At 69.2% G+C, this 23,181-nt stretch carries 22 protein-coding genes and 1 tRNA gene; 7 read left to right on the top strand and 16 right to left on the bottom strand.

Features of this window, described 5'->3' with window-relative positions; all coding sequences use genetic code 11:
• The 3 genes from E0H50_RS21190 to E0H50_RS21180 all read left to right on the top strand — a co-directional run bounded on the left by E0H50_RS21190 (nucleotide 1) and on the right by E0H50_RS21180 (nucleotide 4,644).
• On the top strand, nucleotides 1–2,799 hold the full coding sequence (locus E0H50_RS21190; RefSeq protein ID WP_131291233.1) for an AfsR/SARP family transcriptional regulator: 2,799 nt from the start codon (nucleotides 1–3) through the stop codon (nucleotides 2,797–2,799).
• A 175-nt stretch (nucleotides 2,800–2,974) separates the two neighbouring features.
• Nucleotides 2,975–3,742 carry a hypothetical protein gene (locus E0H50_RS21185; protein ID WP_238151119.1) on the top strand — a complete coding sequence of 256 codons (768 nt, stop codon included), beginning with the start codon at nucleotides 2,975–2,977 and terminating at the stop codon, nucleotides 3,740–3,742.
• Entirely contained in the window at nucleotides 3,739–4,644 is a 906-nt protein-coding gene (locus E0H50_RS21180) for an endonuclease/exonuclease/phosphatase family protein (protein ID WP_131291231.1), read from the top strand. The genes E0H50_RS21185 and E0H50_RS21180 overlap by 4 nt, the downstream gene beginning before the upstream one ends.
• On the opposite strand, the gene prmC is transcribed toward E0H50_RS21180, so the two are convergent.
• From prmC to E0H50_RS21115, 13 genes are all read right to left on the bottom strand, one after another.
• Nucleotides 4,577–5,398, bottom strand: coding sequence for a peptide chain release factor N(5)-glutamine methyltransferase (prmC, locus tag E0H50_RS21175; protein WP_131291229.1), 822 nt, complete (start codon nucleotides 5,396–5,398; stop codon nucleotides 4,577–4,579). The two genes, E0H50_RS21180 and prmC, sit on opposite strands and share 68 nt — an antisense overlap.
• Entirely contained in the window at nucleotides 5,395–6,471 is a 1,077-nt protein-coding gene (gene prfA / locus E0H50_RS21170) for a peptide chain release factor 1 (RefSeq protein ID WP_131291227.1), read from the bottom strand. The genes prmC and prfA overlap by 4 nt, the downstream gene beginning before the upstream one ends.
• Before the next feature lie 91 nt (nucleotides 6,472–6,562).
• Nucleotides 6,563–6,769 (bottom strand): 50S ribosomal protein L31, encoded by a 207-nt coding sequence (gene rpmE / locus E0H50_RS21165; RefSeq protein ID WP_131291225.1) that lies wholly within the window; start codon nucleotides 6,767–6,769, stop codon nucleotides 6,563–6,565.
• 116 nt (nucleotides 6,770–6,885) lie between these two features.
• Nucleotides 6,886–9,024 carry a transcription termination factor Rho gene (gene rho, locus E0H50_RS21160; protein WP_131291223.1) on the bottom strand — a complete coding sequence of 713 codons (2,139 nt, stop codon included), beginning with the start codon at nucleotides 9,022–9,024 and terminating at the stop codon, nucleotides 6,886–6,888.
• Nucleotides 9,025–9,349: 325 nt separating this feature from the next.
• The gene (gene thrB / locus E0H50_RS21155) at nucleotides 9,350–10,252 is read right to left on the bottom strand and encodes a homoserine kinase (RefSeq protein WP_337590384.1); all 903 of its coding nucleotides are present in this window, start codon (nucleotides 10,250–10,252) and stop codon (nucleotides 9,350–9,352) included.
• Between the two features lie 64 nt (nucleotides 10,253–10,316).
• A complete protein-coding gene (gene thrC / locus E0H50_RS21150) occupies nucleotides 10,317–11,381 on the bottom strand; it encodes a threonine synthase (protein ID WP_131291221.1) in 1,065 nt (354 codons plus the stop codon).
• Nucleotides 11,382–11,386: 5 nt separating this feature from the next.
• Nucleotides 11,387–12,682 carry a homoserine dehydrogenase gene (locus tag E0H50_RS21145; protein WP_131291219.1) on the bottom strand — a complete coding sequence of 432 codons (1,296 nt, stop codon included), beginning with the start codon at nucleotides 12,680–12,682 and terminating at the stop codon, nucleotides 11,387–11,389.
• Entirely contained in the window at nucleotides 12,679–14,085 is a 1,407-nt protein-coding gene (gene lysA, locus E0H50_RS21140; RefSeq protein ID WP_131291217.1) for a diaminopimelate decarboxylase, read from the bottom strand. Before lysA ends, E0H50_RS21145 begins: the two co-directional genes overlap by 4 nt.
• Nucleotides 14,082–15,740, bottom strand: a complete 1,659-nt coding sequence (gene argS / locus E0H50_RS21135) for an arginine--tRNA ligase (RefSeq protein ID WP_131291215.1) — start codon at nucleotides 15,738–15,740, stop codon at nucleotides 14,082–14,084. The genes lysA and argS overlap by 4 nt, the downstream gene beginning before the upstream one ends.
• Nucleotides 15,741–15,804: 64 nt before the next feature.
• Nucleotides 15,805–16,218 carry a type II toxin-antitoxin system VapC family toxin gene (locus tag E0H50_RS21130; RefSeq protein ID WP_131291213.1) on the bottom strand — a complete coding sequence of 138 codons (414 nt, stop codon included), beginning with the start codon at nucleotides 16,216–16,218 and terminating at the stop codon, nucleotides 15,805–15,807.
• On the bottom strand, nucleotides 16,218–16,463 hold the full coding sequence (locus tag E0H50_RS21125; protein WP_238151118.1) for a FitA-like ribbon-helix-helix domain-containing protein: 246 nt from the start codon (nucleotides 16,461–16,463) through the stop codon (nucleotides 16,218–16,220). The genes E0H50_RS21130 and E0H50_RS21125 overlap by 1 nt, the downstream gene beginning before the upstream one ends.
• Before the next feature lie 40 nt (nucleotides 16,464–16,503).
• The gene (locus E0H50_RS21120) at nucleotides 16,504–17,034 is read right to left on the bottom strand and encodes a hypothetical protein (RefSeq protein ID WP_238151117.1); all 531 of its coding nucleotides are present in this window, start codon (nucleotides 17,032–17,034) and stop codon (nucleotides 16,504–16,506) included.
• Nucleotides 17,035–17,078: 44 nt separating this feature from the next.
• Nucleotides 17,079–17,264, bottom strand: coding sequence for a PspC domain-containing protein (locus E0H50_RS21115; protein ID WP_131291211.1), 186 nt, complete (start codon nucleotides 17,262–17,264; stop codon nucleotides 17,079–17,081).
• A gap of 215 nt (nucleotides 17,265–17,479) precedes the next feature.
• Here E0H50_RS21115 and E0H50_RS21110 point away from each other — a divergent pair.
• Nucleotides 17,480–17,551, top strand: a tRNA-Arg gene (locus tag E0H50_RS21110).
• A gap of 60 nt (nucleotides 17,552–17,611) precedes the next feature.
• Here E0H50_RS21110 and E0H50_RS21105 read toward each other — a convergent pair.
• The 3 genes from E0H50_RS21105 to E0H50_RS21095 are packed head-to-tail and all read right to left on the bottom strand — an operon-like array spanning nucleotide 17,612 to nucleotide 19,856.
• On the bottom strand, nucleotides 17,612–18,535 hold the full coding sequence (locus E0H50_RS21105; RefSeq protein WP_131291209.1) for an SDR family NAD(P)-dependent oxidoreductase: 924 nt from the start codon (nucleotides 18,533–18,535) through the stop codon (nucleotides 17,612–17,614).
• Entirely contained in the window at nucleotides 18,532–18,969 is a 438-nt protein-coding gene (locus E0H50_RS21100) for an SRPBCC family protein (RefSeq protein ID WP_131291207.1), read from the bottom strand. The genes E0H50_RS21105 and E0H50_RS21100 overlap by 4 nt, the downstream gene beginning before the upstream one ends.
• Entirely contained in the window at nucleotides 18,966–19,856 is an 891-nt protein-coding gene (locus tag E0H50_RS21095) for a MerR family transcriptional regulator (RefSeq protein WP_165547232.1), read from the bottom strand. Before E0H50_RS21095 ends, E0H50_RS21100 begins: the two co-directional genes overlap by 4 nt.
• A gap of 96 nt (nucleotides 19,857–19,952) precedes the next feature.
• Here E0H50_RS21095 and E0H50_RS21090 point away from each other — a divergent pair, with 96 nt between their 5' ends.
• The 3 genes from E0H50_RS21090 to E0H50_RS21080 are packed head-to-tail and all read left to right on the top strand — an operon-like array spanning nucleotide 19,953 to nucleotide 23,181.
• Nucleotides 19,953–21,209, top strand: a complete 1,257-nt coding sequence (locus E0H50_RS21090; RefSeq protein ID WP_131291204.1) for an NAD(P)/FAD-dependent oxidoreductase — start codon at nucleotides 19,953–19,955, stop codon at nucleotides 21,207–21,209.
• Nucleotides 21,206–21,940, top strand: a complete 735-nt coding sequence (locus E0H50_RS21085; protein WP_131291202.1) for a DUF1365 domain-containing protein — start codon at nucleotides 21,206–21,208, stop codon at nucleotides 21,938–21,940. Before E0H50_RS21090 ends, E0H50_RS21085 begins: the two co-directional genes overlap by 4 nt.
• A complete protein-coding gene (locus E0H50_RS21080) occupies nucleotides 21,937–23,181 on the top strand; it encodes an SAM-dependent methyltransferase (protein WP_131291200.1) in 1,245 nt (414 codons plus the stop codon). Before E0H50_RS21085 ends, E0H50_RS21080 begins: the two co-directional genes overlap by 4 nt.

Raw genomic sequence — 23,181 nt, 5'->3', positions numbered from 1 at the left:
GTGACTGAGGACCTGCGGCTCGACCTGCTCGGTCCTCTGCGCGGCTGGTCGGGCGAGCGCAGGCTCGAGCTCGGTCCGTTGCGCCAGCAGGCCTTCCTGGCGGTGCTGGCGCTCCGGGCGGACCAGGTGGTCTCTGCCGACGATCTGCTCGCGCTGGTGTGGGACGACGCGCCACCGGCCAGCGGGACGCAGATCGTCGCGACGTATGCCTACCGGTTGCGTCAGCTGCTGCCCAAGGACGTGCTGGTGAGCTCCCGCGCCGGGTACAGGTTGCAGGTCTCGCTCGACCTGACCAGGTTCGAGGAGCTCGTCAGCGCCGCGCATGCGACGGACGACCTCGACGAGGCGGCGGCGAACCTGTCGGAAGCCCTTGCTTTGTTCAAGGGTGAGCCGTTGGGCGGCCTGCCCGGGCACTACGTCGGTGTCGAGCGGCACCGGCTGACGGAGCGCCGGCTGAAGGTACTGGCCGAGCGGATCGATCTCGACCTGGAGCGCGGCCGGTACGGCGACCTGGTGCCGGAGCTGGTCGCGCTGGTCGAGGCTGATCGTCTGCGTGAGCAGTTCGCGGGCCAGCTCATGCTGGCGTACTGGCGCAGCGGCCGCAGTTCCGAAGCGCTCGACACGTACACCCGGACGAGGGCAGAGCTGGTCGAACAGCTCGGCGTGGAGCCCGGTCCGGCGCTCCGGGCGATCCACGAACGCATTCTGCGCAACGACGAGCCAGTTGCCCGCCCGGTACTTCGGGACGAGTTGCCGTACGACGGTGCGGCGTTCGTCGGCCGTGACGACGTACTGACCCAAGTGGTCGGCTCTCTGCGCACACCAGGACCTGCTGTCGTTGCGATCGACGGTATGGCGGGTGTTGGCAAGACAGCGCTCGCCGTGCGCGCCGCACGTCAGCTGGCCGACGTGTACCCGGACGGGCGGCTCTTCATCGACCTACACGGCTACACACCCGGCAACGAGCCGGTGTCGGCGCTACAAGCTTTGGACCGCCTCCTGCGCACGCTGGCCGTGCCGGCGGACCGCATCCCCGCTGACCTCGAGGAGCGGGCCGCACTGTGGCGTTCTGAGCTGGCAGGCCGGCGCATCCTCGTAGTACTCGACAATGCGCCCGACAGTGCCGCAGTACGGCCGTTGCTCGCCGGGAGCCCGCAGTGTGGCGTGCTGGTCACCAGTCGGCGGCAGCTGACCGGCCTGGACGCGACAGCCCGGCTGGCACTCGACGTACTGGGGCCGGAGGACGCACGGGACCTGCTGGCGGAGATCGTCGGACCGGACCGTGCTGGTGACACAGCTGCTGCGGCACAGGTGGTCAGCCAGTGCGGCCACCTGCCGCTGGCGATCCGGGTGGCCGGCTCGCGGCTCAGACATCGCCCGAGCTGGACGATCGAGCACCTGAGTCGACGGCTCGACGCTGAGGACAGGCGGCTGGCCGAGCTCAGCACGGACAGTGGTGGGGTCTCCCCCGCGTTCGCGTTGTCCTACGAGCATCTGCCATCGGACCAGCAGCGCCTGTTCCGTCTGCTCGGCGCGATGACCGGCCAGGACGTCGACATGTACGCAGCCGCGGCGCTGGCCGATGTAGACGCGGTTGATGCGGAGGACCTGCTGGAGCAGCTCGTCGACGCCAACCTGCTGTTGCAGCTGCGTCCTGGCCGTTTCCAGTTCCACGACCTGCTGCGACAGTACGCGCGCACGCTGGACCCCGAGCCGGACGCAGTACGGCGTTTGCTCGACTACTACCTCTACGCGACAACGGCCGCGAGTACGGCGATCTTCAGCAGCCAGCTGCAACCGCTGCCGGAGCCGGCGCCGGTGCGGCTGCCTGAGTTCACGTCGGCCTCAGACGGACTGGAGTGGATCGACAGCGAGGGCGCGAACGTGCTGGCGACGATCCGGTTCGCCGAGTCGAGTGGTGCGTCGGAACACGCGTGGCGGCTCGGTCTGGCCGTGGCGTCCTGCTTCTTCCAGCGCGGCCGGGTCTACGAGATGGACGAGGCGCTGGAGCTCGCGCTCCGTGCCGCTCCGGACGCCTCGGCGGAGGCACGGGTGCTGTTGTCGATGGGCAGCCTCTGGCGGTACCGCCGCGGCGCTGAGGCCAGTCTGCGAACGCTGCAGGACGCACGCGACAGGCTGCCGCAGGACGCGGACCTGGCGTTGCGAGCACGGTTGCTCGCGTCGATCGGTTACAGCCTGGCGAAGCTGCATCCCGACGATGAAGCGATCGCCGTACTCGAGGAGGCGTTGAAGGTCGCTCGGCACGCTGGTGAGACCGGCATCGCGTCCCGGGTACTGGCGTACCTCGGGGTGACGTACGGCGACCGCGGGGAGTTCGCGCGGGCGCTGTCGGCGTACGAGGAATCGCTGGCGCTGGGCGATCCCGCCGTACGAGGAGAGGTACTCAACGGGATCGGTGAGTGTCTGCTCGAGCTGGACCGCGTGGACGACGCTGTGGCGGCTCTGACGACGGCCCGGGACCTCGGGGTGGAGCGAGGCGCCGACTACAGCCTCATCTACACGTACGCGTTCCTAGGTACAGCGTACGCACGGCAGCACCAGTGGGCCACAGCGATCGACGTCGGACGCCGGTCACTGGAGCTGGCGTTGGAGAGCGACTCGACGCAGTCGCAGCAGAACGCGTACCTGCGGCTGGCTGAGACGCTGCTGGCGAAGGGCGATCTGACACAAGCACGGCCGCATTTTGCGCGTGCACTGGAGCTCGCACTCGCCGAGGGACCGGAGTCGATGGTGCAGCGCGCAGCAGGTGGACTGGAACGGACCGCCGCTGCAGCCTGAGGTGTGGTTGGCTGGTGTGGTGCGGAAAGTCTGTGGGGCGCTGGCCGTCGTACTACTAGGTCTGGCGGCCTGCAGCGATGACAAGCCCACTCCAGCAGCGCCCCCTCCTGCGACGACCGCACACTCGAGCCCTACTCCCCCACCAGCACCGAACGGACTGCCACGCGGTGGGCGAGTGATCTTCCCGAAGCACCAACTGGTCGCGTACGTCGGGCTACCGGGCTCTCCTGCACTGGGACCGCTGGACAAGGACCTGGACGCGAAGGCGGTGAAGCTGGACAAGCTGTCCCGCGCCTACGCGGCAGGGCGTACGCCGCTGCCCGTCATGGAGCTGATCACGGTCGTCGCAAGAGGATCGCGCGGCAAGGACGGGATGTATCGCGGGCGGCTCGACGACGCGAAGATCGAGCAGTACCTGACGGTCGCACGGAAGCACAAGATGCTCCTGCTGCTCGATATCCAGCCCGGGCGGGCGAAGATCCTGCCCGAGGTGAAGCGGCTGGAGCGATGGCTGAAGGAACCGGACGTCGGTCTGGCGTTCGACCCCGAATGGGCGGTCGGCCCGACCCAGGTGCCGGGCCGCGTGTTCGGGCACACGACAGGCGCGGAGCTCGACAGCATCGCGGCGTACCTGTCCGGGCTGGTGCAGGCGAACCACCTGCCGGAGAAGGTGTTCGTGTTCCACCAGCTGTCGGCGCGGATCGTCACCTACGAGAAGGCACTGAAACCGCATCCCGGAGTCGTGACGATCAAGTCGGTCGACGGGATCGGCGCGCGCACGGACAAGCTCAAGACGTGGACCAAACTCACCACGGCCCTCCCGCCGTCGGTCCACGCCGGCTTCAAGCTCTTCTACACCGAGGACACCCGCCACGGTCCCCTGATGACCCCTGCACAGGTGCTGGCCCTGAAGCCCCGCCCGGAACTGGTGATCTACGAATGATCTCGATCGCCTTCGCCAACATCGCCGGCGGCCGGCTCGTCGGGCCCGACGGGTACGACGACGCGGACCGGACGGCGGACTTCGGGCAGGCGCTCGCGGGGCTGCAGCCGGATGTGCTGATCGTGACCGAGCTCGACCCGGACGGCGACCAGCTCAAACGTCTGGCTGCGGCGGCTATGCCGGGACGGAAGACGTACCGGCTGCAGCACGGGTTCTCGAACTCGCACATCCCCGGCGTGAAGCGGCTGGGGGTGGGGATCGCGTCGACGTACCCGCTGACCGAGCTGGATCGGATCGACCTGCCGAACCCGTCGATCGACTACCTGCACTGGCGGACCGGTCAGCCGATGGACCCGCATCCGAAGGGGTTCCTGGTCGCGCGGGGTGACTTCGGGGCGCTCGGTGCGGTCGACATCGTGGGCGGGCAGGTGTGCCCGATCCACATGTTCCGGAGCGCGTCCGGGGTCGAGTACACGTACCGGAAGGGTGTTGGGCGGGACTACGGCGAGCAGATGACGGCGTACCTGCGGGACGAGCTGGCGGCACGCGGTATCCGTCGGGCGGTGGTGGCGGGTGACCTGAACATGCCGAACCCGCGGGAGTTCTTCGGCGAGACGCTCGGTCTGGTCGACGCGTTCGGCGACCCACCACCGGTCACCACCCCGGACGGCCGATCGATCGACCGCTTGTTCTCCACCCGCGACCTGATCACCCGCGAGGTCGAGGTGGTGCAGGTGCCCGGCGCGGATCACTTCGCGGTGGTCTGCCGACTCACGCGCCGCGAACCCGAGGCACCAGCCATCGGCCGCGTCCGCCAACAAGACCTCGTCAGACCTAGATCCGGCGGCCGGTTGCGAAGCGGGGGCGGGCGGCGAGGTCCGGCTGGTCGCGGATCTCGGTGAAGAGGCCGGTGGCGGTGAAGATCGCTGGGGCTGACTCGCCCTGGACGTCCGCGTGCTCGCAGGCGAACCAGCCACCGGGCTTCAGCAGCCGACCGGCGGTCGCGGCGACCACCTTGATCTCGTCGAGGCCGTCGTCACCGGACCAGAGCGCGAGCGCCGGGTCATGGTCGCGAACCTCCGCGGTCACGGATTCCCACGCCGTCAGCGGGATGTACGGCGGGTTGGAAATCAGCGCGTCCACCTGACCGTCGAGTTCCGGCAGGCACCCGTCGATATCGCCCTCGTGCAGGACCGCGCCCGTGCCCTCCAGATTGCGGCGAGCCCACACCACCGCGTCCGGCGACAGCTCGACCGCGTGCACCGTGCTGTCCGGACGCTCGGTCGCGACCGCGCCCGCGATCGCCCCGGAACCACTGCACAGATCGACGACCAACGGGTTCCGTACGCCGGCGATCCGCTCCAGGATCCATCCGACCATGACCTCGGTCTCCGGCCGCGGAACGAACGCCCCGGGCCCGATCGCCAACTCCCGGTACCGGAACGCCGCCGTACCGGTCAGATGCTGCAACGGCTCCCGCGCGGCGCGTCGCGCGATCAACTCGTCGTACACAACGACCTGTTCCGCCGTCGGCTCGCTGAGATGCAACCGGCTGGACCCGGTCACAAACGCCAGCAACTCGGCAGCATCGAACTCCGGCGACGCAACTCCAGCCTCGCGCAACCGTTCGGCGGCCTCAGCGAGTAGAGCTCTCACTGGGAATCGACGGCCTCGAGTCGTGCGGCCAGGTCAGCCTCGGTCAGGGCCTGGATGACCGGTGCCAGCTCGCCGCCGAGGACCTGGTCGAGGTTGTGGGCCTTGTAGCCGACGCGGTGGTCGGAGAAGCGGTTCTCCGGGAAGTTGTAGGTACGGACCCGCTCGGACCGGTCGACGGTCCGGATCTGCGACCGCCGGGCGTCCGACGCCTCCTGGTCGGCAGCCTCCTGCGCCGCGGCCAGCAGGCGCGCCCGCAGGACCCGCATCGCCTGCTCACGGTTCTGCAGCTGCGACTTCTCGTTCTGCATCGAGACGACGATGCCGGTCGGCAGGTGGGTGATCCGGACCGCGGAGTCGGTCGTGTTGACGCTCTGCCCACCCGGACCGGACGACCGGAACACGTCGATCCGCAGGTCGTTCTGGTCGATCTCGACGTCGACGTCCTCGGCCTCCGGCAGCACCAGGACGCCGGCCGCGGACGTGTGGATCCGCCCCTGCGACTCGGTCACCGGCACCCGCTGCACCCGGTGCACGCCGCCCTCGAACTTCAGCTTCGCGTACGGCGCATCGCCCGGCTCCGGCGTACCTTTCGCCTTCACCGCGACCGTGATCGACTTGTACCCGCCCAGGTCGGACTCGGCCGAGTCCAGCACCTCGGTCTTCCAGTTCTGCGACTCGGCGTACTTCAGGTACATCTTCAGCAGGTCGCCCGCGAACAGCGCCGACTCGTCGCCGCCCTCACCCGCCTTGATCTCGAGGATCGCGTCCTTGTCGTCGTTGGGGTCCCGCGGGACGAGCAGCGTCTGCAGCCGCTCGGCGAGCTCCTCGCGCCGGGCGGTCAGCCGGACCGCCTCCTCGGCGAACGCCGGGTCCTCGTGGGCCAGCTCCCGCGCGGCCTCGATGTCGTCCCCGGTCTGCGACCACTCGTCGTACGTCCGGACCACCGGGGCCAGCGCGGCGTACCGCTTGCCGACCCGGCGGGCGTTGGCCTGGTCGGAGTGCAACTCCGGCTCCGCCATCTGCCGCTCCAGCTCGGCGTACTCCGCCTTCAGCGTCTCGACTGCCTCGAACATGCCGCACTCCTCCCTTCGGAACCTGTCTGACAACACAAACCGCGCGCCGGTCCCGCCCGGAAACGGGCAGAACCGGCGCGCGGCAGGAAAGCTACTTCTTGGCGTACCGCTTCTCGAAGCGGGCCACCCGGCCACCGGTGTCGAGAATCTTCTGCTTGCCGGTGTAGAAGGGGTGGCACTGCGAGCAGACGTCGGCGTGGATGACGCCGTTCTCCGCGGTCGAGCGCGTCTGGAACGTGGCGCCACAGGTGCAGGTCACCGTGGTGTCCACGTACGTCGGGTGGATGTCAGCCTTCACAACAAGTCTCCTAGGAAGTATCAAGCGCCCCGGGTCGCCCGCACGGTGCGAGCGTGAACCGGAACCGACGTACCAGTTTGCCACCCGGAGGCGGCAAACCGGTAATCGAGGGTGGTTCAGTCGCCGTTGGTGGTGCTGTGGCTGGTGCCGGTCGACGGGGTGGTCTTGTTGACCTGGAGCAGGAACTCGATGTTCGACTTGCTCTCCTTGAGCTTGCCGATCAGCAGTTCCAGCGCGGCCTGCCCGTCGAGTGCGGACAGCACCCGGCGTAGCTTCCAGACCACCTGGGTCTCGTCCTTGGACATCAGCAGCTCCTCGCGGCGGGTGCCGGAGGCGACCACGTCGATGGCCGGGAAGATCCGCCGGTCGGCGAACTCGCGGCGCAGCCGGAGCTCCATGTTGCCGGTGCCCTTGAACTCCTCGAAGATCACCTCGTCCATCTTCGAGCCGGTCTCGATCAGCGCGGTCGCGAGGATGGTCAGCGAGCCGCCGTCCTCGATGTTGCGGGCCGCACCGAAGAACCGCTTCGGCGGGTACAGCGCGGACGAGTCCACACCGCCGGACAGGATCCGGCCGCTGGCCGGCGCCGCGATGTTGTACGCGCGGCCCAGCCGGGTGATCGAGTCCAGCAGGACGACGACGTCGTGGCCGAGCTCCACCAGCCGCTTCGCGCGCTCGATCGCCAGCTCCGCGACCGTGGTGTGGTCGTCGGCCGGGCGGTCGAAGGTCGAGGCGATGACCTCACCCTTGACCGTGCGCTGCATGTCGGTGACCTCTTCGGGCCGCTCGTCCACCAGCACGACCATCAGGTGTACTTCGGGGTTGTTCGTGGTGATCGCGTTCGCGAGCGCCTGCAGCACCATCGTCTTACCGGCCTTCGGCGGCGAGACGATCAGACCGCGCTGGCCCTTGCCGATCGGGCTGACGATGTCGACGATCCGGGTGGTGAGCACGCCCGGCTCGGTCTCCAGGCGGAGCCGCTCGGTCGCGTACAGCGGGGTGAGCTTGTTGAAGTCCTGCCGCTGCTTGGCGATCTCCGGGTCCGCACCGTTCACGGTGTCGATCCGGACCAGCGGGTTGAACTTCTCCTTGCGCTCGCCCTCCTGCGGCTGCTTCACCGCGCCGGTGATCGCGTCACCCTTGCGCAGGCCGTAGCGCTTCACCATCGAGAGCGCGACGTACACGTCGTTCGGGCCCGGCAGGTAGCCGCTGGTCCGGACGAACGCGTAGTTGTCGAGTACGTCGAGGATGCCGGCGGCCGGCACCAGGACATCGTCCTCGCTGATCGTCGGCTCGGTGTCGTACCGCTCGCCGCGGCCGCGGGTGCGGCCGGTGTCACGACCGCCGTCCCGGCCGCCGTCACGGCGGTCGGTGGACTGGCCGTCGCGGGTACGGTCCCGGTCGCGACCCCGGCGGCGCCGGCGACGGCCCTCGCCTTCCTCGCCCCGGTCGTTCTGGTCCTGACGGTCGTTACGGTCCTGACGGTTCCGCTGGTTGTCCCGGTTGTCGCGGTTGCCGTCGCGGTTCTGCTCGCGGTTGCCGTCGCGCTGGCCGTCCCGGTTGGTGTCCCGGTTCTGCTCGCGGGTCTGGCCGCCGTCGCGGTTACGGCCCGGGTTGTCCCGGGTGTTGTCCCGGTTCTGCTCGCGGGCGTTGTCGCGGTTCCGGTCGCGGTTGCGGCCCTGGTTCTCACCACGGTCGTCGGCGCGCTCCTCGGTACGGGTCTCCACCCGCTCGACGGCACCGGCCTGGGCACTGCTCTGGGTGCCGTTCGGCGCAGCCGTCTCGGGCTGCGCGACCTTAGCGGCCGGCGCTTCGACCGCGGCCTCGGGGGCGGCACCGTTCAGCGCGACGTCGGGGGCCGCGTCCTTCTGGGGGTCCTTCTGGGCAGCGGCGCGAGTCCGGCGGCTGCCGCCCTCGCGCTTCGCGGGCGCCGCGGACTTCACCGCCGGCGCCTCCACGGCCTCGTTCGCGGCGTCGTCGAGGGTCGGCTGCGTCGCCTTCGCCTTCGAACCGCCGCGGGCCGTGGTCGAGCCGCCCGCAGAAGAACCGGCGGACCCGCCGGCCTGGGCGGCCTTGATCGCCTCGATCAGCTGGCCCTTGCGCAGCGCGCCGGTGCCCTTGATGCCGAGCGTCCCGGCGAGCTGCTTGAGCTCGGGGAGCAGCATGCCCTCGAGGCCGCCGCCAGCTTTCCGGCGACGCGTCGCGGTGGTCGCCGCGGCGTCAGCTCCGCTGGAGGCTTCAACAGTTTCTGTCACGTGAGGTCCTTCCCACACGGATCGTCGAAGGCCTGCACGGCGCATCGACCAATTTCATTCCACCCACGGCCGCACAACGGGCACGTGGTGTACAAGAGTCTCTCGCTCGATCTGAGTCCCCCCGGACATCTCCGACGCAGGCGGCGCAAGGTCACATCCACAGGAGGGTCGCCACACAACACAGGGTGCCGGGAGCACAGCCCGGATCGTGACGAGAGCACACCGATCACCTGGAGGGGATCGGGTGAGTCGAGACTAGCACCACTACAGGTCCTTCTGCCGACTCGGGAGGTACAACGCGTGTCAGCAGTCCGGTATTCCCGGATCAGCCGGCTTCCATCGACCAGACCTGTACGCCGACTGGATCGATCTCCAGCTCGTACTTCGTCCAGCCGTCCGGCGCGTCCGGCGTACTGCGGGACAACAGGTCCTGACCTGCGCTCTTCACGTCCTGACCGCCCAGTTGACCGCCCAGTACGGCGACCGTCGGGCCGGCGCCGCTGACGATCGCCGCGAGCCCGCTGCCGCGCAGTTTGTGCACCAGCGCGAGGCTCTCCGGCATCGCCGGTTCGCGGTACTCCTGGTGGAGCCGGTCCTCGGTCGCGGTGAGCAGCAGTTCCGGCCGGCCGGTCAGCGCCGCGACAAGCAGAGCCGCCTTCCCCGCGTTGGCCGCCGCGTCACTGTGGGGAACAACGCCCGGCAGCAACCCGCGCGCCTCCTTGGTCAGCACGCGATTGTCCGGTACGTAAGCAACAACAGCTGTTCCAGCCGCCGGTTCCAGCTTCACCGCACGACCGGTTTCGCCTTCCGTCCAAGCGATTGTCAGCCCACCCAACGCAGCAGCAGCAACGTTGTCGGGGTGCCCTTCGATCTCGTTCGCGAGGACGACGAGACGGTCGCGGTCGACCGGTTCGCCGGCCAGTGCGTACGCCGCCGCGAGCCCGCCGACGATCGCCGCCGACGACGATCCGAGCCCGCGTCCGTGCGGGATCCGGTTCTCGCACCGCAAGGTGAATCCGGGCACCGGAGCACCCAGCGCCTCGAGCCCGGCCCGGATCGACCGCACCACCAGATGCGTGTCGTCCAGCGGTACTTCGCCTTCGCCGCATCCCGTCACCTCGACGGTCACTCCGGAGCCGCACGGGGTGACGACAAGGTCGTCGTACAAGGTCAGCGCGAGACCGAACGCGTCGAACCCCGGACCGAGGTTCGCACTGGTAGCAGGCACCCGAACCCGCACCTGATCACACGGCCGCCTGTTTCCGTCTTCCATGCTCTTCTCACCCATGGGATCAGGCGAGGCCGGCGATGCGCGCGACGGCATCGGTGTCTGCCGGTGTCACCGGGGGCTCCTCGAAGCTCACATGGCCGAGGGCGGTGTCGATGTCCTTCAGGCCGTGGCCGGTGACGGTGATCACGACCGTCGAACCGCCCGGCAGCCAGCCCTGCGCCTTGGCGTGCAGCAACCCGGCGACGCCGGCCGCCGAGGCCGGCTCCACGAACACACCCTCGCGGGCGGCGAGGTCACGCTGTGCGGTCAGGATCTGCTCGTCGGTGACCAGCTCGATCCGTCCGCCGGACTCGTCCCGCGCGGCCTCGGCCAGCGTCCAGGACGCCGGGTTCCCGACCCGGATCGCGGTCGCGGCGGTCTCCGGCTTCTCCACGATCGAGCCGCGCACGATCGGCGCCGCCCCCTCGGCCTGGAAGCCCCACATCTTCGGGGTCCGGGTGGCGAGCTTGTCCTTGGCGTACTCCTGGTACCCCTTCCAGTAGGCCGCGATGTTGCCCGCGTTGCCGACCGGCAGCAGGTGCAGGTCCGGTGCGTCGCCGAGCGCGTCGCAGACCTCGAAGGACGCGGTCTTCTGCCCTTCCAGGCGAACCGGGTTGACCGAGTTCACCAGGGCGACCGGGTAGTTCTTGCCGAGCTCGCGGACGATCCGCAGGCAGTCGTCGAACCCGCCGTCGATCTGCACCAGCTTCGCGCCGTGCACGACCGCCTGGGCCAGCTTGCCCTTCGCGATCCGGCCGGCCGGGATCACCACCAGCGGCAGCATCCCGGCGCGGACGGCGTACGCCGCGGCCGACGCCGAGGTGTTGCCGGTGGAGGCGCAGACGACCGCCTTGTCACCGGCCTGCGCGGCCAGCGAGATCGCCACCGTCATCCCGCGGTCCTTGAACGAGCCGGTCGGGTTGTTGCCCTCGACCTTGAGCCACACCTCGCAGCCGCTCTGCTCGCTCAGCCACTGCGCGGCCACCAGCGGCGTCCCGCCCTCGCCGAGCGTGACGACCGGGGTATCGGTCGAGACCGGCAGCCGGTCACGGTATTCCTCGATCACGCCACGCCACTGGTGAACCATGGTGATTACTCGCCTTCTACCCGCATCACACTGCTGACTTCACGGACGATGTCCATGTCCCGCAAGGACTCCACGGTCGCGGACAACGCGGCGTCGGTCGCGGTATGGGTGACCACCACCAACTGCGCGTCACTGCCCCGGCCCTCCTGGCGGACGGTCTGGATGGACACGTCGTGCTCCGAGAAGGCATGGGCCACCGCCGCGAGCACACCGGCCTTGTCGGCCACGTCCAGCGACACGTGGTAGCGGGTCATCGCGTCGCCCATCGGCCGCACAGCCCGCTGGGTGTACGACGACTCGCCGACCCCCGGCACACCCTTGAGCCGGTTGCGCGCGGCGGACACCAGATCCCCGAGGACTGCACTGGCCGTCGGGGCGCCGCCGGCACCACGACCATAGAACATCAGACGGCCGGCTGCCTTGCTCTCCACGAAAACCGCGTTGTACGCGTCCCGAACACTGGCCAACGGGTGCGTGACCGGGATCATCGCCGGATACACCCGGGCGCTGACGGAGTCGGTCGCCTCGTCCAGCTCACAGATCGCCAGCGACTTCACCACGCAGCCCATCTCGCGGGCCGAGGCGATGTCGGTCGCGGTCACCTCGGTGATGCCCTCGCGGTGCACGTCGGCGATCGAGACCCGGGTGTGGAACGCCAGGCTGGCCAGCAGCGCGGCCTTCGCGGCGGCGTCGAAACCCTCGATGTCGGCGGTCGGGTCGGCCTCGGCGTACCCGAGTGCCTGGGCCTCCTCGAGCGCCTCGTCGAAACCGGCGCCGGTGCTGTCCATCTTGTCGAGGATGAAGTTCGTGGTGCCGTTCACGATGCCCATGACCCGGGTCACGTCGTCACCGGCGAGCGATTCGCGCAGCGGCCGCAGGATCGGGATCGCACCGGCGACGGCGGCCTCGAAGTACAGGTCGCGCTGGTACTTCTCCGCGGCGGCGAACAGTGTCGGGCCGTCCTCGGCGAGCAGCGCCTTGTTCGCGGTGACGACCGAGGCGCCGTGCTCGAGCGCGGTCAGGATCAGGCCGCGGGCCGGTTCGAGACCGCCGATCACCTCGATCACCAGGTCCAGGTCGCCGCGCGACACCAGCGCCTGGGCGTCGGTGGTGATCAGGTCCGGGTCGACGGCGATGTCGCGGGCGCGGCCGGGACGGCGTACGGCGATGCCCGCGATCTCCAGCGGGGCGCCGACGCGGGCCGCGAGATGGTCCGCCTGCTCGGTCAGGATCCGCACCACTTCGGTGCCGACCACTCCGCAACCGAGCAGGCCTACCTTCAGAGGTTTGTCATCAGTCATTGGGCGGCCCCCATGTCCAGGAGAAGCAGGTCGTCTTCGGTCTCACGGCGTACGACGACGCGCAGGTGGCCGTCCTTGACCGCGATCACCGGTGGCCGCGGTACGTGGTTGTAGTTGCTCGCCATCGACCGGCAGTACGCGCCGGTGCCGGGGACGGCGATCAGGTCGCCCGGCTGGACGTCGGAGGGCAGGAACTCGTCCTTCACGACGATGTCCCCGGCCTCGCAGTGCTTGCCGACCACGCGCGCGAGCGTCGGCGCGGTGTCGGAGTAGCGGTTGGCGAGCGTGCAGGAGTAGTCGGCGTCGTACAGCGCGGCGCGGATGTTGTCGCTCATCCCGCCGTCGACCGACACGTAGGTCCGGGCGGCGCCGGCGTCCAGCTCGACCTCCTTGACCGTGCCGACCGAGTAGACCGTGCACATCGCCGGACCGACGATCGCGCGGCCGGGCTCGATCGACACCTTCGGTACGTCGACACCGAACGCCCGGCACTCGTGCTCGACGATCTTGCCCATCTCGGTGGCCAGCTGCGCCGGGTCGGACGGGTCGTCCTGGGTGGTGTACGCGATCCCGAAACCGCCGCCCAGGTCGAGCTCCGGCATGTCGACGCCGAGCTCGTCGGAAACCCTTGCGTGCAAGGCGATCACGCGCTTCGCGGCGACCTCGAACCCGGACGAGTCGAAGATCTGCGAGCCGATGTGCGAGTGCAGGCCGAGCAGCTCCAGCTCCGGCGACTCGTTGACCCGGGCAACGGCTTCGAAGGCGGCGCCGGAGGTGATCGAGAACCCGAACTTCTGGTCCTCGTGCGCGGTCGCGATGTACTCGTGGGTGTGCGCCTCGACGCCCGCGGTGACCCGGATCATCACCGGTGCGACGACGCTGCGCTCGCGGGCGAGGTCGATCAGCCGGGTGATCTCGTGCTGCGAGTCGACGATGATCCGCCCGACACCGGCGTCCAGCGCGCGGGCCAGCTCGGGGACCGACTTGTTGTTGCCGTGGAAACCGAGCCGCTTCGGGTCCGCGCCGGCGCGGAGCGCGACGGCCAGCTCACCCCCGCTGCAGATGTCGAGGTTCAGGCCCTCCTCCATCACCCACCGGACGACCGTCGTACACAGGAACGCCTTGCCGGCGTAGTAGACGTCGAAGTCCTTGAAAGCGTGCTTGAACGCGCGGGCCCGGGCGCGGAAGTCGTCCTCGTCCAGCACGTACGCCGGGCTGCCGTGCTCGGCGACCAGCTCCCGGACGTCGACGCCGCCGACCTCGAGGGCGCCTTCGCCGTTCTTCTTGGCCGTGGTCGACCAGAGCGCGGCGACCAGGTCGTTGGGGTCACGCGGTGCGCGCAGCCACTGCGGTGCCTTGTGGCCGATGTCGGCGTGCAGCGCGCCCGCCTCGTGCGCCCTCACATCCGCTCCGGTGCGGAGACGCCGAGCAGGTCGAGCCCGTTGGCGAGCACGGTCCGGGTCGCGGAGACCAGGGTCAGGCGAGCCTTGTGCACCGGCTCCACCTCCTCGTCGCCGCGCGGCAGCACGCGGCAGCTGTCGTAGAACTTGTGGAACGCGGACGCGGTGTCCTCGAGGTACCGCGCGACGCGGTGCGGCTCGCGGAGCTCTGCGGCGGTGGCGACGACCCGCGGGAACTCGGCCAGCGCCCGGAGCAGGTCGCCCTCGCGCTCGTGGCTGAGCAGGCCGGGGTCGAACTCGTCCAGCTTGATGCCGAGCTCGTCGGCGTTCCGCAGGATCGAGGCGAGCCGGGCGTGCGCGTACTGCACGTAGTACACCGGGTTCTCGCTGGCCTGCCGGGTCATCTCCTCGATGTCCAGGGTCAGCGGCGAGTCGGCCGGGTAGCGGCAGAGCGTGTAGCGCAGGGCATCGACACCGCCCTCCTCGACCAGCTCGGCGAGCGTGACGATGGTGCCGGCCCGCTTGGACAGCCGCATCTCCTCGCCGCCCTTGAGGATCTTCACCAGCTGACCGATGAGGATCTCGATGTTGTGCTCGGGGTCGTCGCCGGCGCAGGCCGCGATCGCCTTCAGCCGGTTCACATACCCGTGGTGGTCGGCGCCGAGCAGGTAGATACAGGTCTCGAAACCGCGCTCGCGCTTGTTCACGTAGTACGCCGCGTCGGATGCGAAGTACGTCGGCTCGCCGTTCGAGCGGATCAGCACGCGGTCCTTGTCGTCGGTGAAGTCCGTGGTCCGCATCCAGAGCGCGTCGTCCGCCTCGTACAGATGCCCCTGGTCGCGGAGCTTCTGGATCGCGTGCGGTACGCCGTCCTGCTCGTGCAGGCTGCGCTCGGAGAACCAGACGTCGAACTTGGTCCGGAAGTGCTCGAGCTGGTCCTGCTGCTCCTTGAGCTGCCGTTCGTACCCCGCCTCGCGGAACGCGATCACCTGCTCGTCCGCGGGCAGCGTCAGAATGTCCGGGACCTCGTCGGCGATCCGCTTCGCCAGGTCGAGGATGTACTCGCCGTGGTACCCGTCCTCCGGGATCTGGTGCCCGTGCGCGGCCGCCTGCAGGCTTTCGCCGAACTTGTCCATCTGGTTGCCGCGGTCGTTGATGTAGAACTCGCGGCTGACGCTCGCGCCCGCCGCGGCCAGCACCCGGGCCAGCGCGTCGCCGACGGCGGCCCAGCGGGTGTGGCCGAGGTGCAGCGGGCCGGTCGGGTTGGCGGAGATGAACTCGAGGTTGATCGCCCGCCCCTGGAGGCTGTCGCTGGTGCCGTACTTCGGGCCTGCGTCGAGGATCGCCTGCGCGACCTTGCCCTGGGCGTCGGCCGCGACCCGGAGGTTGATGAACCCCGGTCCGGCGATCTCTACCGCGGTGATCGCCTCGTCGCCCCGCAGCTTGGCGGCGAGCAGCTCAGCGAACGCGCGCGGGTTCATTCCCGACCGCTTGCCCAGCTGCATGGCGACGTTCGTGGCGTAGTCCCCGTGCTCGGGGTTCTTGGGTCGCTCGACCTTCAGCTCGCGCGGCAGCCCGCCCTCGACGGTGATGGCGCCGTCGGCGGCGAGCGCGGCCAGGGCCTGCAGGATCTTCTCAGCGAGCTGTTCCGGGGTCACCGGATCAGCCTAATGGCCCGTCCCCCAAACCCTTGACTCACCATCCACAGCCCGGTACGCCCGACTACTCCCAGGGATTCACCAGCGGTACGCCGGTCTCCAGGAAGTCCTTGGTGTTGCGGGTCACCAGAGTCGCGTCCACCGCCCGGCAGATCGCCGCGATCTGGGCATCCGACTGGCCGATCGGCAAACCCGAGCGCCGGCGACCGATCACCACCTGCGGATACAGCGCAGCGGCCGAGGCGTCGAACGACAAGATCGTGTCGGCATACTCGGCGAAGACCTCATCGGCGACCGCCGCCATCAGCGCCTTCCGTCGCCCGGACGGCAGCAGCTCGATTCCGTACCGGATCTCGGCCACCGTGACGGCCGTTGTGCACAAGCCCTTCGAGCGTTGCGCGTCGTACCAGCGCACGACAGATTCGTCGGGTTCGGCCTTCATCAGCTCGGAACCGACGTTGGTATCGAACACGATCATCAGTCGAAGTCCACGACCCTGGGCATATCGGTGCGCGGGGGGATGTCGAGGTCGACGCCGCCGAGTTCGGCGAATCGTTCATGGAGCCGCTGCAAGATGTTCGGTTCTTCTTCGTCCACACCAACGGCCTCGACGATGATCGCGCGAGCTTCCGCCTCCATCGACCGGCCGTGACTGGCCGCGCGGAGGCGCAGCCGGTGCTTCACCTTGTCGTCGAGATTGCGCACTGTGATCGCCGCCATCATGACCACCTCCTGTCAGCAATGATAGCAGTGATTTCATTGCCTAATGACGAACCGTGACGATGACGTGGGCGTTGCGGGTCAGTGGGGTGTTCCAGGGGGCGGGGGTGCCGTTGACCGTGATTTTCAGGTCGGTACAGGCGTCCGCGAGGCACTTGGCGTCGTACCGCAGGCCCCAGAGGGTGAAGAACTGGGCGAGGGTGGGGTGTTCGGCGGCGGTCTTGGCCTCGACCCAGACCTGGCCGTCGGTGGTGTGGGTGTGGACGGCGGCCTGTTCGGCGCGGAGCTTGTCGACGCCGATCCCGGCCGGGACCTGCACGGGTTTGCCGTCGACCGTGACTGCGATGGTCAGCGTGTACGGCGAGGGGCCGGAGAAGTCGAGCGGGAGCCGTTCGAAACCGGCCTTGTCGATGTACGAGACCGCGTCCCGGGGAGCGTCCCAGGGCGGTGCGCCGGTGCGGAGGTCGGCGGCCGCGGGCGGCGCGGGGCCGACCTGACAGCCGCCCACCACACCGCTCACGAGGAGCAGCGCCACCGTCGTACCGACCGCCCGGCGCCACCTGCCTGCTCTCATGAAAGTCAGGTTGCCAGGTGCGCCGTGACGGTCGGTGAGCGGGGTCAGTCCTCCGAGGGCAGCAGGAACCAGAGCGCGATGTAGATCAGGATCTGCGGGCCGGGCAGGAGGCAGCTGATCACGAAGATCAGGCGCATCGTGTTGGCGGAGATACCGAACCGGCGAGCCAGTCCGGCGCAGACACCGCCGATCCAGCGACCGTTGGTAGGGCGGACCAGTGAGCTTGCCATGATGAGTACCGTTTTCCTTTCCGCCGTTGGGCTTACGTCCACTATGACGGCCTCCGCGACGGATCTGATCCCGTTCCACCGGTGTTCCAGGGTCCACTCAGGGGTCGCCCGTACGACGATCGACGGGGGTCACCACCGGAAACGGGGCGCGATTTGCCGGTGCCCCCAATTCGGGATTCGAGTGAACTTCCTGCTACTGTTCTGCTCGTTCCTGAGCCCCCGTAGCTCAGGGGATAGAGCACCGCCCTCCGGAGGCGGGTGCGCAGGTTCGAATCCTGCCGGGGGCGCAACCAATCTGGCCGATCCTGGTGCGTGGACAGCGCACATCGATCGGCCTTCGTGCTTTTTCAGAGGCCTGTTGCTTCTCGGCAGTAGGTCCAGAGGTGTTCGCGGTCGGCTTCGGATTCCTGGGTTCTGGCGAGGTAGTGGGTCGGGCGGATCTTGCGGTCGTGCCAGAAGTTGCCGGTGGGCGGCTGGGGGGTGGTTGCTGCCAGCCAGACCGTGGTATCTGCGCCTTGGATGGGGGTGCGCAGGAAGGGCTTGGTGAGGGTGGTGAAGGTGGGGAGGGAGCTGGTCAGGCCCGGGGTTTGGGACCAGCCGGGGTGCATGGTGGCTACGAAGGTGGGGGCCAGGTGTGCGGCCAGCAGTGGTGTCAGGGCTACTTGGATGCGCTTGGTGCGGGCGTAGGCGGTGGCGGGGCGGTACGGCGGGTCGCGGTACTCGGGATCGGTGGGCAGGGGCTGGGTGTACATGCCGCCGGACGCCACCAGGATGACGCGGCCGTTGACCAGGTTGGGGCGGAGGAGTTCGGTCAGGAGCAGTGGGCCCAGGACGTGGGTGGCCAAGGTCAGTTCGTGGCCTTGGGGGGATTCGGTGCGGTGGGCGGGCATGACGCCGGCGTTGTGGACCAGCACGTCGATTCGCCCGGTGCACGTGGCGGCGTAGCGGCGTACGGCGTCCAGGTCGGCGATGTCGCACTCGTCGAGCACGAACGTGGCGTTGGGGTCCTCACCACGAAGGTCTGCGACGGTACGGGCGGCCTTGGCGGCGTCGCGAACCACCAGGTGCACGGTGGCGCCCAGGGCGGCGAGGCCGGCGGCGGTGGCTTTGCCCAGGCCGCCACGGGCGCCAGTGACGATGGCGGTCTTGCCGGCCAGGGCGTTCGGACGGGGGTCGTCTGCTGGCCACGACCTGCTCCGGAAGCGATAGCCGAGCTTCGTGTAGCCAGGGACGACCAGGCGGTCCAGGAGGGTGTCCAGGGCGCCGCTCATGCGGCCAGCTTCCCCAGCGCGTTGCGGAGTCCCTCCTCGGCCTCTTCGCCGAGGTGCTCGAAGGACCGGCGGAGGAACGGTTCGGCGAGCCGGGCGAGACCCTTGAGCCGGAACTCGGCGCGGTACGTGACCCGGGTGATGTGGGCCTCGCTGCGGAACGTCATGGTGTCGCGGGCAACGATCGTCCGGTTCTCGCCACGCAGGACGATCCGGTCCGGCCGGGCGTACTCCTCGACCACGTAGGTCAGCTCGGTCTCGCGCCCGTTGAAGCGAGACGTGTTGCGGTACGTCGTACCTTCGCCGCCTGCACCCGCTACCAGAACGGTGCGGACCGTCCCGGGATCCCACTCCTCCGTGGTGCGGAAGTCGGCCAGGTAGTCGAACGCCCGCTCAGGTGTGGTGGCGACGGCGACTTCACGTTCGATGACGATCATCGACTCTCCTCCAATCGCTCTGCGGCGGTGACCGGGTCGTCGTCGACGTACTGCGCCCCGACGACGGCGGCCAACTCCGCGGATGCACCGGGGCCGGCCAGTGCGACCGGCCGGCTCTGCGCGAGCCGGACGAGCTCCGGGCGGATCGCGTCGAAGCGGGACGCGTCCGAGGCGGCGAGCATCACCAGGTCGGGTTCGAGCGCGTCGGCTGTGCGCTGGATGTCGCCGGTCGGTGAGTCGGCGCCGAGGAAGACCACTCGCCAGCCCGAGCGTCGCAGTACCAGGCCGAACGACAGCAGCGCGATGTCGTGCAGCTCACCGGGCGGACAGGCCAGCAGAACCTGCGGCCCGCGGCCGCCGCCCCAGCCCGGGGACAACGCGGCGAGCCGGCTCCGGATCACGTTGCTCGCGAAGTGCTCCTGGCCCACGGTCACCTCACCACGGCTCCACCGGTCCCCCAGCTCGTGCAGGTACGGAATCAGCACGTCGCGGATCACGGCCTCGACGGTCAACGCACCGAACAGCTGGTCCAGTACGGCGTGCGCGGCCCGCTCGTCGAGCAGGTCGAGGGCGGACCGCAGGCTCACCGGCCCGTTGGTCTCGGCCAGCCGTCCGACGACCGGGTCCGGAGACGGGTGCGCCGCAGCGGCCGGCTCGGCCAGCACAGCGCGGGCCGCCTCGGCGGCAGACAGGCCGTCCGCGAGGTAGGCGCGCATGCGCTGGACCCGGCGGACGTCGGTCTCGGAGTACAGCCGGAAGCCACCGGACGAGCGCGTCGGCGACAGCAGGCCGTAGCGCGACTCCCACGCGCGCAGCACGTGTTCGCTGACCCCGGCGCGCTTGCTCAGCGCACCGATCCGAAGTCCGCCCGGCACCGAAGTCTCCACGGTCACACAGTATACAAACTTTAGACAGACCTTTGACTAGAGCTAGGCATCTGCCTAATCTTTAGACAGACCTTAGACAACCAGGAGGCGTTGCCCATGACCAAGTCCGTCGCGGTGATCGGCGCCGGCGTGTCCGGTCTCACCGCCGCCTACCTGCTCGCCCGGCGCTTCGACGTCACGCTGTTCGAGGCCGAACCGCGGCTCGGCGGACACGCCCACACCCATGACGTCACCGACCCGGCCGGACACCGGCTCGCGATCGACACCGGCTTCATCGTGCACAACACCCGCACCTATCCCCTGCTCCGCAGACTGTTCACCGAGCTCGGTGTCCGGACCCAGCCGACCGAGATGAGCATGAGCATCAGCGACCCGGCGAGCGGACTGGAGTTCGCGGGCGGGCGCGGCGCGGCCGGAGTCTTCGCGCAGCGGCGCCGGATCCTGGACCGGAGCTTTCTCCGGCTGCTCGGCGAGGTCCGCCGCTTCCACCGCCGAGCCGCCGGCTACCTGGCCCGGACCGGCGACGACGACCTCACGACGCTCGACGAGTTCCTCCAGGCCGAGCACTTCAGCCCAGCCTTCGTCCGGCAGTACGCCGTACCCGTGGTATCCTGCGTCTGGTCCTGCGGCGGCAGCTCGGCGCTGGCCTACCCGGCGCGCTACCTGTTCCGGTTCCTCGACCACCACGGCATGCTCTCGGTCAGCGGCTCACCACAATGGCTGACCGTCACGGGCGGCTCCCGGCAGTACGTCGACGCGCTCGCCGACCGGGTCGGCGCCGTTCGCACACACCGTCCCGTCCGCGCGGTTCAGCGGCATCCGGACGGCGTCACGGTGACTGTTGCCGACGGCCCCGACGGCGCTGCGTCCGAGTTCGACCGGGTGGTTCTGGCGACCCACGCGGACCAAGCGCTCGAGCTACTCGCGGATGCATCACCGCTGGAGAAGGCGGTGCTCGGACCGTTCGAGTACAGCCGCAACACAGCGGTCCTGCACACCGACACCTCATTGCTTCCAGCAACCAAGAGCGCCCGGGCGTCGTGGAACTACATCATCGGCTCCGGTGCCCCGCTGACGACGTACTGGATGAACAGGTTGCAGCGGCTGGAGACCGACGAGACCTACCTGGTCACACTGAACGGTGCCACGACGGTCGATCCCGCGAAGGTGATCGAGCGGATCGACTACCAGCACCCCGTCTACACACCGAAGGCCGTCGCCGCGCAGAGCAGGCTGGCAGCCCTCAACACCGGCCGGATCACGTTTGCAGGGGCGTATCACGGCTGGGGATTCCATGAGGACGGTTGTCGCGCCGGCGTCGCCGCGGCCGAGTCCTTCGGGGTCCGCTGGTGACGGTCGCCGGTGTGCTCCCCACACTCCCGGCGATCGTCACCGGCTCCGTGCGGCACGGGCGGCGGATTCCGATCCGCCACGCGTTCCGGTACCGGGTGTACCAGTGGCTGGTCGACCTGGACGACGTACCGCACCAGCCCTGGTACCTGCGCCCGCTGGCGCGCTTCGACGTCCGCGACCACCTCGGCGGCCACGGTCCGACGATCAAGGCCGACCTGCGTCGCTACCTCGCCAGTGAAGGCATCACGTACGACGGCCGCGTCGTCATGCTCGCCAACGCCCGCGTCTTCGGCCACGTGTTCGACCCGCTGACCGTCTTCTGGTGCCTCGCCGGCCCGTACGTCGTCGCAGAGGTGCACAACACGTACGGCGAACGGCACGCGTACCTGCTCCGCCCGGACGCGCACGGCACCGCCGAGACTCTGAAGGAGCTCTACGTCTCGCCGTTCAACGACGTCTCCGGCCAGTACCGCCTGAGCTTCGAGCTCGGCCACGACCGGATCCGGGTGCAGGTGAGCCTGTCTCGCGACGGTCACACGGTCTTCGGAGCGAGCTTCGACGGCGTACCGCACCCGGCCACCCGTCGAGCGACCCTGGCGGCCGCCGTACGGATGCCGCTGATGTCGCAGCGCGTGTCACTACTGATCCGCCTCAACGGGGTGTGGCTGTGGGCGCGCCGCCTACCTGTCGTACAACGCCCGGTGCACCGGCTCCAGAAAGGACTCCGATGAGCAGTCCAACCATCGCCCAGCCACTCTGCCTGCGACACCCCGTCCTGCGCCCGCTGTGCGTCCGCGCCCGGATCACCCGGCTGATCGTCGACCGGATCCTCGACCAGGTCCCCGTACGCGCGGTCTACCCCGACGGCACGGTCCGCGGTGGCGGCGGACCGGACGCACCGGTGCTGCGGATCGTCCGCCCGGACTCATTGTTCGAACGGCTCGCCCACAACCCCAAGATCGGTCTCGGCGAGGCGTACATGGCAGGCGACTGGGCTGCTGCCGACGGCACCGACCTGGGCGACCTGCTGACACCGTTCGCAGCACGGGTCGCACAGCTCGTACCGCCGTACCTCCTGCGCTTCCGGCGGGTTGTCGACCGGCGCGTTCCTCGTCTCCGTCGCAACACACCGGCTGGCGCCCGGGAGAACATCAGTGCGCACTACGACCTCAGCAACGCGCTCTTCGCCGCGTTCCTGGACCCGGGCCTGACGTACAGCTCCGCTCTGTTCGACCACGACGTACCACTGGCTGCCCAGGACCTCGAGGACGCCCAGTCCCGAAAGGTCGAACGCATCCTGGATCTCGCCGACGTAGGTCTCGGCACCCGGGTGCTCGAAGTCGGGATCGGCTGGGGCACGCTGGCGATCGCTGCCGCTCGCCGTGGCGCGCAGGTCACGGGCATCACGCTGTCGACCGAGCAACTGCAGCTGGCGCAGAAACGCGTTGCTGATGCCGGTCTGGTCGACCGGATCGACCTGCGGCTGCAGGACTACCGCGGGGTGACCGGCACGTACGACGCGGTCGTCAGCGTCGAGATGATCGAGGCGGTCGGCGAGGAGTACTGGCCGGAGTACTTCCGCACGCTGGACCAGCTGCTCGCACCAGGTGGACGGGTGGCGCTCCAGGCGATCCTGATGGACCACGACCGGATGCTCGCGACCCGGAACTCGTACAGCTGGATCCAGAAGTACATCTTCCCGGGAGGTCTGATCCCGTCCCGCGCCGCGATCGACGAGACCGTGAAGCGGCACACCACGTTGACGGTCGACGACGACCACCGCTTCGGCGCGGACTACGCCGAGACGCTCCGCCGGTGGCGGCAACGGTTCGTCGCCAACTGGCACGTCGTCCGGGCGGAGGGCTTCGACGAGTCGTTCCGGCGGGCGTGGGAGTACTACCTGGCCTACAGCGAGGCCGGCTTCGCCTCCGGCTACCTCGACGTCACCCAACTCCGCCTTACGCGCCGCTAG

It is taken from the genome of Kribbella sindirgiensis (assembly GCF_004331435.1).
Classification (GTDB): domain Bacteria; phylum Actinomycetota; class Actinomycetes; order Propionibacteriales; family Kribbellaceae; genus Kribbella; species Kribbella sindirgiensis.
Note: the sequence above shows the minus strand (reverse complement) of the source record. Positions and strands in the feature narration are given on the sequence as shown.